At 48.8% G+C, this 552-nt stretch carries 1 protein-coding gene; it reads right to left on the minus strand.

Annotation, left to right across the window (positions count from 1 at the left end):
- A partial coding sequence (locus KP705_RS16555; RefSeq protein ID WP_215765043.1) for a hypothetical protein occupies window positions 1–421 on the minus strand: 421 nt, incomplete at its 3' end.
- Between the last annotated feature and the right edge of the window lie 131 nt (window positions 422–552).

Raw genomic sequence — 552 nt, forward strand, 5'->3', positions numbered from 1 at the left:
GTTTAAACACATCAACCTTGTTCCCACTGTTGCGACGAAGAAGCTCATAAAAACCTATCMGAGAAGATGACTCACACCCATTCTCAGACGGTCCTGCATCAAAAATCTCTCCGCGTGAKTCCTTCGCTTCCTTAACCTCTGGAACGTAGTCTAAACCACCAGCAGGAAGCCTGAAGCGTCGCCTGTCTTCCTGTTCCGAACGACACGCAAAACGCAGATTCTCATCAGCAGAATAATCCCGAGCTATAAGCCCAAGGTGCTTGCAGTCAGCAGATATCAGCCAGCAGATATCATCAACAGACMACCCCAGATGGAACACATGCCCAAGCCATGAACGAGGATAATACCCCCCATCATATGACTGAGCTTTGATGACCCTTTGGGCCTCTAATTTCGTATATGAACGACCTACGGATTCCATCCGAGACCACCAGTCTTGGCGGTCTTGTGTTGAACCATCGCCATCAGTTGTGTTATAATACTGATGTGGGTCGGGTTGTGACGTTCCTGCGTCATGAGCCTTCTCCTAACCTATCGGGCTTCTTCGATGTA

It is taken from the genome of Gluconobacter sp. P1D12_c (assembly GCF_018812105.1).
GTDB classification, from domain to species: Bacteria; Pseudomonadota; Alphaproteobacteria; order Acetobacterales; family Acetobacteraceae; genus Gluconobacter; species Gluconobacter oxydans_A.